The sequence below is a fragment of the Candidatus Sodalis sp. SoCistrobi genome (assembly GCF_900143145.1).
Lineage (GTDB): Bacteria > Pseudomonadota > Gammaproteobacteria > Enterobacterales > Enterobacteriaceae > SoCistrobi.
Genome location: NZ_FRDB01000125.1, coordinates 1 through 8,801, shown reverse-complemented (window position 1 = coordinate 8,801; position 8,801 = coordinate 1). Strand labels below are relative to the sequence as shown.

The window sequence follows — 8,801 nt, the reverse complement described above, 5'->3', positions numbered from 1 at the left end:
TCAACGATCTGCTCTTTAACTCCCGGCTTTCGCGCTTCATAGCGGTAGGTAAGCTGGAATACACGGTGACAGCACTGACACCGGAAGCGTTCGCGCTTAGTTGGACTAAGGCCATGTCGATAAATTTCATCTGAATGGCAGCGAGGACAATGAACAGAAACTGTAACCACGTGGAAACCTCAAATAGAGGCAGAATATCACAAAAGTCAACTATTTGAAGGCATTACCAACTGATGTTGCCGGTGGTGTGGCTGCTTAATATGATGACCCGGGTGCTCATGCGGTTGATGGGCATCAAGCTTCCCTCCAATGTGCGTGATGCGCTGAGCAAGGAAGAGCTGCGCACCATCGTAACGGATCCCGCTCGATGATTTCGCGCCGTAATCAGGACATGCTGATTTCGGTGCTGGATTTGGAAAAGGTGACCGTAAACGACATTATGGTGCCGCGCAATGAGATCGTCGGCATCAACGTCAACGACGAGTGGCGGTCGACTATTCGTCAACTGACCCACTCCCCTCACGGCCGTATCGTGCTGTACCGCGATAACCTGGATGACGCCATCGGTATGCTGCGGGTGCGTGAAGCCTACCGTCTGATGACGGAAAAGCAGGAATTCACCAAAGAGAACCTGCTGCGCGCCGCCGACGAGATTTATTATGTGCCGGAAGGCACGCCGCTTAATGTGCAGTTGGTGAAGTTCCAACGCAACAAAGAGAAAGTGGGCATCATCGTCAATTAGTACGGCGATATTCAGGGGCTGGTAACGGTGGAAGATATTCTTGAGGAGATCGTAGGAGATTTCACCACCTCCATGTCCCCGAGCCTGGCGGAAGAAGTGATTCCACAAAGCGACGGATCGGTGATTATCGAGGGCGGCGCCAGTATCCGCGAGTTGAACAAGGCGTTTAACTGGTCATTACCGGAAGAGGAAGCGCGCACCATCAATGGCATGCTGCTGGAGGTGCTGGAGGATATTCCACTGGCCAATACCCGGACGCATATCGGCAGCTATCAAATTGATATTCTGGATGTGCAGGAAAATATGATAAAGCAGGTACGCATAACCCCCCTCAAGCCGTTAAAGCAGGGCGTAGATGGCAAATAAGCGCGTCGCCTGCGGGCCGCCACGCCGTTGCCGCGGCTTTGCATAGCCAATAAGGACGGTAAGATAGTGATCTCTCGCCTGCAGTACCTAAAAAAGCTCACCCAAGGGTGAGCTATTATCTGCGGCTGAGGGACTAACCATTCACCCCACAGCGCTCGCTTTCGAGCCCGTCATGACAAGCGCCACACCGACCGCGGCCGGCGCGCCGGGCCAGGTGGACACTCCCCGGCCCGCAGCCGACTAGATATGCAGCTCCGCCAGCTTTTCTTTCGGCAAGGCCAGTTCGTCGTTCTGATTAACGCGGATAGCGTTATCCAGAATATGCTGCGCGATATCTTGCGCTTCCGTGAGCGAGTGCATTTGATACGTGCCGCACTGGTACTCATTCAGCTCAGAGATCTGCTTCTGGTCTTTCACCTTCAGCACATCCGCCATTGCCGCTTTCCAGGCGTCGGCCACGCGCTGTTCATCCGGCGCGCCGATAAGGCTCATATAGAAACCGGTACGGCAGCCCATCGGCGAAATATCCACGATTTCAACGCCTTCCCCATTCAAATGGTTGCGCATAAAGCCGGCAAACAAATGCTCCAGGGTGTGGATGCCCCGCTCCGGCATGACTTCCAGGTTCGGCCGGCAAAAACGCAGGTCAAAGACGGTGATAGTATCACCATGAGGTGTTTTCATGGTTTTCGCAACACGGACCGCAGGTGCTGCCATACGGGTATGGTCTACGGTAAAGCTATCCAAAAGTGGCATGATGTCACCTCCTTTAAAAATAATTTATTTTTTTTGCGAATGTAAGGAAACCTTTTTCCCCGCCGTGGGTCATATCTAGTGAAAGACGCGCATTTGTTATCATCATCCCTGTTAACAGGAATGTTAATTTGGCCACAGATTCTGTGGCCTTTTCTTTTTTCAGCGCCCGTTCTGGCTCGCCAAAAATTCATCGAAACTCAGGCGGTCCGCCGCTTCCAGGTCACGCTGCACTCGCCAGGATCGCAGGCGTTCATCATCCAGCTGCGCCTCGCTTAACACCTGCAGCGGCTCATCACGCAGCGTCTGGCGATAGTCGTTGGCCAGAATAAGCCCCAAACCGCCAATACCATGCTCTATCAATTGATCCAGAAAACGGGCGGAGAGCGTCAGTTCGGGATAATCGAAGCCCGCCACCAGTTTATCGCACACCTGCTGGTAGTGCGTGTCGCCATTATTGCTGTCGAGGATTTCAGCCACGCGCCGCAGATCGCGAAACAGCGATTTGCCAAGGGTCGTCAGCGGCTGCTCGGTGCTGCCGCAGTCAATGCCGAGCATCAGACCGGGCTTGCGCCCTTCAAGGATCACCCGATTCCAATTGGTGCGGGTACAGCGTAATTCATCCGCGCTCATGTCGGGCGCTTCTGCCAGCGTACACCAAATCAGGAAAAGATCCAGAAAGCGCGCCTGCTCCTCATCAACGCCCACCGGCGAGAAGGGGTTGATGTCTAACGAGCGCACCTCGACATACTCGATGCCGCCGCGCATCAGGGCATCGGACGGGGATTCGTCGTCCCGCGTCACACGTTTGGGCCGTATCGGCGCATACAGCTCATTTTCGATTTGCAGCACGTTGGTGTTCAACTGCAGATAATGGCCGTCTCGTTGGAGTCCCATGCGTTGATAGTCGGCGGAGGGCGTTTTAATCGCCTGCTTCAAAGCGCGGACATACTCGTCCAGGTGGTTGAAGGTGATGCCCAACTGACTTTGCGACTTGTTGGTGTAGCCTAAATCGCTCAAGCGCAATGAGGTGGCATAGGGCAGGTAAATCAGCCCCGATGGCGCTTGTTCAAACGGCAGGTCGGTCTCGCGGCCGTTCAGGAAGGACGGGCAAATGCCCGGCGAGGCACCGAACAAATACGGGATAATCCAGCCGAAGCGGTAGTAGTTACGGATAAGCCGCAGGTAACCGGCGGAAATCGCCTCTTTACCGCTGGCCTCGTCGCGAATACCGGCGTAAGCCTGCCAGAAGGCCAGCGGCAGAGAGAAATTGTAATGTACGCCGGCTATCACCTGCATCAGGGGGCTGTAACGATTCTTTAGTCCTTCGCGGTACAGGGTCTTCATGCGCCCGACGTTGGAGCTGCCGTATTGGGCCAGTTCAATGGGTTGAGCGCCGTCGATGAAACAGGGCATGCTCATTGGCCACAGGCGTTCATCGCCCAGACGGCGGGCGACATAGCGGTGGATATCGCGCAACAATGCCAACATATGGCCGATATCGTCATCGGCCGGCGTAATAAACTCCAGCAGCGCTTCGGCAAAATCGGTGGTGATCCACTTATGGGTCAGCGCCGAGCCGAGCGTTTCGGGATGGGGCGTCTGCGCCAGGCTCCCGTTGGCATTGATGCGCAGCCCTTCACGCTCTACGCCGCGGCGAATGCCCTTCAGTGCTTGAGGGTTGGCTTCCAGCCAGGAAAGCGCGGTGGATACATCTGGGATCAAATTGACCTCCCGCAGTTGTCAGTAGTTGGGCTTAGCATAAGGGATCCGACGTGTTGAAGGCTATGTCTGGTCAACGTCACGCGCTCAAGGCCCGGACATCCACAAAGGCCATTTTGGCAGCCTGTGCGGCCATAATACCAAAATCGGCGTCCTCAAAAACCACGCAGGATTCGGGCGGGACGCCAATAAGCTGTGCGCAGCGCAGAAAGGTTTGCGGATCGGGTTTATGACGGGTGACGTCATCGGCGCCAACAATGGCGTCAAAATACTGCAGCAGTCCGAGATGGCGCAACAGGGCCTCCGCCATCGCATGCTCACTGCCGGTACCCACCGCCATAGGACGCTTACCATAATAGCGCTTGACCACGTCAATAAGGGGCAGCGCGGTCACATCATCAAAGAGAATATTCTGTAGCGCCGCGGTTTTTTCGCGGGCCAGCTGATGGGGATCCATCTGTACCTGATGACTTTCAATAATCATTTTTGCGATATGCCAGGTCGGCGACCCGTTTAACGAGACGACCGCCGCCTCGTCGAACTGCATCCCGTAAGGCGTCAACGCCTGTCGCCAGGCTTTGCGGTGCGACGGTTCCGTATCAAGCAGCGTGCCGTCCATATCGAAGATCAATCCTTGGTACTGATCGTACATCGTTGCTCACCTAAAGCTAAAAATTAAGCGTTTACTTTAGCGCAATCTCGTAACATTGTCGCTGATTCTGTTGGCGCAGGATGTGCCCCTTGGTTTGGAATCGCGCGCCGGGATAGGCGCTGGCCCGGGCCAGACAGGCGAAACGGCGGCCGCATGGCGCCATGGCTACAAAGACAAAAAGTCGTTCACCGGCTAAAGAGCCGCGAAGGCACCGCGCGGCGTCTTACCGCTTCACGGCAGAGCAGGTCATCAACAGGGAAACAGAGAGAGAAAAACGCAGCGAGAGACGGAGCGAAGAGCGAAAAAAGACGGATAACGACTACTTGCAGCCTGAGAGAGAAATATTCGTTAGGGGAACGCGTGACGCGATGGGTGGGAAATGGTGCATCCGGGAGGATTCGAACCTCCGACCGCTCGGTTCGTAGCCGAGTACTCTATCCAGCTGAGCTACGGATGCAGTGTAAATGGCGGTGAGGGAGGGATTCGAACCCTCGATACAGCTTTTGACCGTATACTCCCTTAGCAGGGGAGCGCCTTCAGCCTCTCGGCCACCTCACCTACGCGCCGGTGTTGAAGCTCATCGGCACTGCGTGGCGCACATATTACTTTCTGGGCTTGATAAGTCAAACCCTTTTTTGCCCCCCGGGAAGCGATTGCGCAATTCCCATGCAACTTGCACAGATTGGCAGCTAAATAGCGGTAAGTTAACCGTCTCTTCAGGGTTGGGGAAAGGGAAGGAAACAAAATCAGGAATAGAAAAGCGCTGATAACGGGGTTATCCAGGAGGGCTGCGCCTCGCCTGGGGCAAGGCGCTGAAAAGGGATCAGTAAGGAGTCTGTTGCGACTTCTCAGCCTGGATACGCTGGTATATTTCTTCGCGGTGCACAGAAACTTCTTTAGGAGCATTAACACCGATACGGACTTGGTTGCCTTTGACGCCTAAAACAGTAACCGTAACCTCATCGCCAATCATGAGGGTTTCACCAACTCGACGAGTCAGAATAAGCATTCTTTGCTCCTTGAAAGATTAAAAGAGTCGGGTCTCTCAGTTTCCCGCCATTATCCATCATATACCGTGAAAGCGTAAGCCGTGCAGCATGCATGCGACACACGCCGGCCGGCCGGGCGCTTTCCATATCTGGTATAAGTTTAGTCGATATGACCAGCTTCGCGCCTAACTTTTGTTTCCCGGAAGAGTATGTATTGAAACACCCTAACTTAACAGAAAGTTAGGGTGTTTATTATAACGTATTCTTATTCTACTCAGAGTTTTGCGGCCAGTATCGCATCTATACCGGCCAGCGCCGCCGGCAAGGCGGCGCTATCGCTGCCCCCCGCCTGCGCCAGATCGGGGCGTCCACCGCCTTTCCCTCCGACCTGCTGCGCGAGATGACCGACAATGTCACCCGCTTTGACCCGATCGGTCAAATCTTTGGTCACGCCGGCTATCAGACTGACCTTACCCTCCGCCACCGTGGCGAGAATGATAATCGCCGACCCTAACTGGTTCTTCAAGTCGTCCACCATGGTGCGCAGCATTTTCGGCTCGACATTGTCCAGTTGGCTTACCAGAACCTTGACCCCGTTGATGTCACGCACGTTGCGGCCGAGCGAGGCGCTTTCCTGCACCGCTTGTTGATTCTTTAACTGCTGAAGGTCTTTTTCCAGCTGGCGGGAACGCTCCTGCAACGCGCGTACTTTGTCCACCAGCGTTTGGCTATCGCCTTTCACCAACTGGACTAGGTGCTGCACCAAATCGCTCTGTTGGTGAAGCGACGCCAGCGCCCCTTCACCGGTAACCGCTTCGATGCGGCGGATACCGGCGGCGGTGCCGGATTCAGCAATAATGCGAAACAGACCAATATCGCCGGTACGGCTGGCGTGGGTTCCGCCGCATAATTCGGTGGAGAAATCGCCCATGCTCAGCACCCTGACCTGCGCCTCGTATTTCTCGCCGAACAGCGCCATGGCCCCTTTTTCACGGGCGTCTTCCAGCGCCATGATAGCGGTCTGAATGGGCAGGTTGCGCCGTATCTGCTCATTGACTATCTCTTCCACCCGGCGGATCTGCCCGGGTTTCATGGCTTCATTATGGGAGAAGTCGAAACGCAGGTAGTGATCGTTTACCAGCGAACCCTTCTGCCCCACGTGCTCACCGAGCACCTGACGCAGCGCCGCATGCAGCAAATGGGTAGCCGAATGGTTCAGGCGAATGCGCTCGCGGCGTGCGCTGTCCACCTGCGCGGTGACCTGCGCGCCCAGTTTCAGTTCACCGTAGCTGAGCTTGCCCAGATGGCCGAAGGCCTTGCCGTATTTCTGTGTATCCGCCACCTCGAACACCCCCGAGGCCGCTTTCAAGGTGCCCCGGTCGCCCACCTGACCGCCCGACTCGCCATAAAACGGCGTTTCGTCGAGCACCACCACCGCTTCTTCTCCCTGGCGGATGACCTCCACCGGCTGGCCATCGCGGAACAGCGCGGTCACCCGTCCCTGATGCTCAAGCTGTTGATAACCGAAGAAACGGGTGGTTTCATCCACGCGCAACAGGCTGTTATAGTCGGCGCCAAAACCGCTCGACTCACGGGCGCGTTTGCGCTGCGCCTCCATGGCGCGCTCAAAACCCGCCTCATCAACGCGCAAGTTGCGTTCGCGACAGACGTCGGCGGTCAAATCCAGCGGGAAACCGTAAGTATCGTAAAGACGGAAGGCGGTTTCACCGTCGAGGGTATCGCCGGTCAGCTTGGCCAGTTCGTCGTCTAAAAGCGTCAGACCGCGTTCCAGCGTGCGGGCGAACTGCTCTTCTTCGGCGCGCAGCACCTGTTCGACCATCGCCTGTTGTGGCCGCAGCTGGCTGGCGGCGCTGCCCATCACGTCGATGAGCGGCGCGACCAGCTTGTAGAAAAAGGTGTCGCTGGCGCCCAGCATATTGCCATGGCGAATTGCACGACGGATGATGCGGCGCAGGACATATCCCCTGCCCTCGTTGGAGGGCACGACGCCGTCGCTGACCAGGAAGGCACACGAGCGTATATGGTCGGCAATAACCCGCAACGACTTGCTGTCGGCATCGCTGGCCCCCGTTGCCTCTGCCGCGGCGGCGATAAGCGTCTTTAACAGGTCGATATCATAGTTCGAGTTGACGTGTTGCAACACCGCCGCGATACGCTCCAGCCCCATGCCGGTATCCACCGAGGGTTTCGGCAACGGCAGTAGAGTACCGTCGGCCTGGCGGTTAAATTGCATAAACACCAGATTCCAGATCTCGATGTAGCGGTCACCGTCTTCTTCAGGGCTTCCCGGCGGGCCGCCCCAAATATGCTCGCCATGATCGTAGAAGATTTCTGAGCAGGGGCCGCAAGGGCCGGTATCGCCCATTTGCCAGAAATTATCGGAGGCATAGGCGCTGCCTTTGTTATCGCCGATACGAATTATGCGCTCGGCGGGGCCCCCCACTTCGCTGGCCCAGATGTTGTAAGCTTCATCATCGGTGGCATACACCGTTACCCAAAGCTTTTCTTTGGGCAGATTGAACCAGTGTTCCCCGGTTAACAGTTCCCAGGCAAACCGGATAGCGTCATGTTTGAAATAGTCGCCAAAGCTGAAATTCCCCAACATTTCAAAAAAGGTGTGGTGGCGCGCCGTGTAGCCGACATTTTCCAAATCGTTGTGCTTGCCGCCCGCACGGACGCAGCGCTGTGACGTGGTGGCACGCCGATAGGAACGGTTATCCAGGCCCAGGAACACATCCTTGAACTGGTTCATCCCGGCGTTGGTAAACAGCAATGTTGGATCGTTATCAGGCACCAGTGAGCTGCTTGCCACCACCTGATGCCCCTTGCTATGGAAAAAATCGAGAAACGCCTGACGGATCTCAGCGGTGCTCTTGCTCATAGTTGTCCCGGAATCATGCAAGAAGATCGAATCTCGAACAGAATAGCGCAGTTGTAGGGCGCTCTAGTAGCGTTCAGGATCGTAAAAAGTGGGAATAAGATAAATTTTCTTTGATGCGAAGTAAAATCCCGCACGCCATCTATTTATAAATTTGTATAAATAGACCGGATTTCGTCGAAGGAAAAGCCGCGGGAGAGAAGATAACGCTGTACTTTGATTTTGGTCTGCGGCGCGTCCGGCAGTGGCTGACCGAACTTTTTTACCGCCACGGCAAACGCCTGCGCCGTACGATCGATAACTTCACCGGCGAAGGCCGCATCGATATCATCCCTGTCGATACCTTTCTGCAGCAGTTCCATGCGGATGCGCTGTTCGCCATAGCCTTGTTTAGTTCGCCGGCTGACATTGAATAACCCCGAGTTTATTAGAGAGTAATTTTGGCAATACTACGCCGCTTCCTCTGATGCTAATTGCAAAGCGTAATAGTTCATTTCGGCTTCAGTAGGAGGGATGTAACCCAGCCGCCCGAGCAGCCTTCTGTTGTTGTACCAGTCCACCCAGTCCAGCGTGGCCAACTCCACTTCCGTCCGGTTTTTCCAGCTCCCGCGGTGGATAACCTCCGTTTTGTACAACCCGTTGATACTCTCTGCCATCGCATTATCGTAGGAGTCGCCG

8 protein-coding genes, 2 tRNA genes and 1 pseudogene are annotated in these 8,801 nt (G+C 55.5%); 1 reads left to right on the top strand and 10 read right to left on the bottom strand.

Translation table 11 applies throughout. The features are described from left to right. Window positions 1–170: IS1 family transposase (locus CINSTRO3249_RS09670; protein ID WP_143146886.1), on the bottom strand; the 170-nt coding region annotated here is incomplete at its 3' end. 60 nt (window positions 171–230) lie between these two features. Here CINSTRO3249_RS09670 and CINSTRO3249_RS09665 point away from each other — a divergent pair. Continuing rightward, a pseudogene (locus tag CINSTRO3249_RS09665) lies at window positions 231–1,108 on the top strand (transporter associated domain-containing protein); the annotation flags it as partial. A gap of 240 nt (window positions 1,109–1,348) precedes the next feature. Here CINSTRO3249_RS09665 and luxS read toward each other — a convergent pair. From luxS to CINSTRO3249_RS09620, 9 genes are all read right to left on the bottom strand, one after another. After that, window positions 1,349–1,864 (bottom strand): S-ribosylhomocysteine lyase, encoded by a 516-nt coding sequence (gene luxS / locus CINSTRO3249_RS09660; protein ID WP_074013123.1) that lies wholly within the window; start codon window positions 1,862–1,864, stop codon window positions 1,349–1,351. A 159-nt stretch (window positions 1,865–2,023) separates the two neighbouring features. Continuing rightward, complete coding sequence (gene gshA, locus CINSTRO3249_RS09655; protein WP_074013122.1) at window positions 2,024–3,586, bottom strand: glutamate--cysteine ligase; 1,563 nt, start codon at window positions 3,584–3,586, stop codon at window positions 2,024–2,026. 76 nt (window positions 3,587–3,662) lie between these two features. Then, a complete protein-coding gene (gene yqaB, locus CINSTRO3249_RS09650) occupies window positions 3,663–4,235 on the bottom strand; it encodes a fructose-1-phosphate/6-phosphogluconate phosphatase (RefSeq protein WP_074013121.1) in 573 nt (190 codons plus the stop codon). A 380-nt stretch (window positions 4,236–4,615) separates the two neighbouring features. Further along, a tRNA-Arg gene (locus CINSTRO3249_RS09645) sits at window positions 4,616–4,692 on the bottom strand. An 8-nt stretch (window positions 4,693–4,700) separates the two neighbouring features. Further along, window positions 4,701–4,793: transfer RNA gene (locus tag CINSTRO3249_RS09640), tRNA-Ser, on the bottom strand. Between the two features lie 265 nt (window positions 4,794–5,058). After that, window positions 5,059–5,244 (bottom strand): carbon storage regulator CsrA, encoded by a 186-nt coding sequence (csrA, locus tag CINSTRO3249_RS09635; protein ID WP_011410512.1) that lies wholly within the window; start codon window positions 5,242–5,244, stop codon window positions 5,059–5,061. Window positions 5,245–5,498: 254 nt separating this feature from the next. Further along, on the bottom strand, window positions 5,499–8,126 hold the full coding sequence (alaS, locus tag CINSTRO3249_RS09630; protein ID WP_074013120.1) for an alanine--tRNA ligase: 2,628 nt from the start codon (window positions 8,124–8,126) through the stop codon (window positions 5,499–5,501). Between the two features lie 143 nt (window positions 8,127–8,269). Next, entirely contained in the window at window positions 8,270–8,551 is a 282-nt protein-coding gene (locus tag CINSTRO3249_RS09625) for a regulatory protein RecX (protein ID WP_256381660.1), read from the bottom strand. A gap of 21 nt (window positions 8,552–8,572) precedes the next feature. After that, window positions 8,573–8,801: integrase core domain-containing protein (locus CINSTRO3249_RS09620; RefSeq protein ID WP_143146879.1), on the bottom strand; the 229-nt coding region annotated here is incomplete at its 5' end.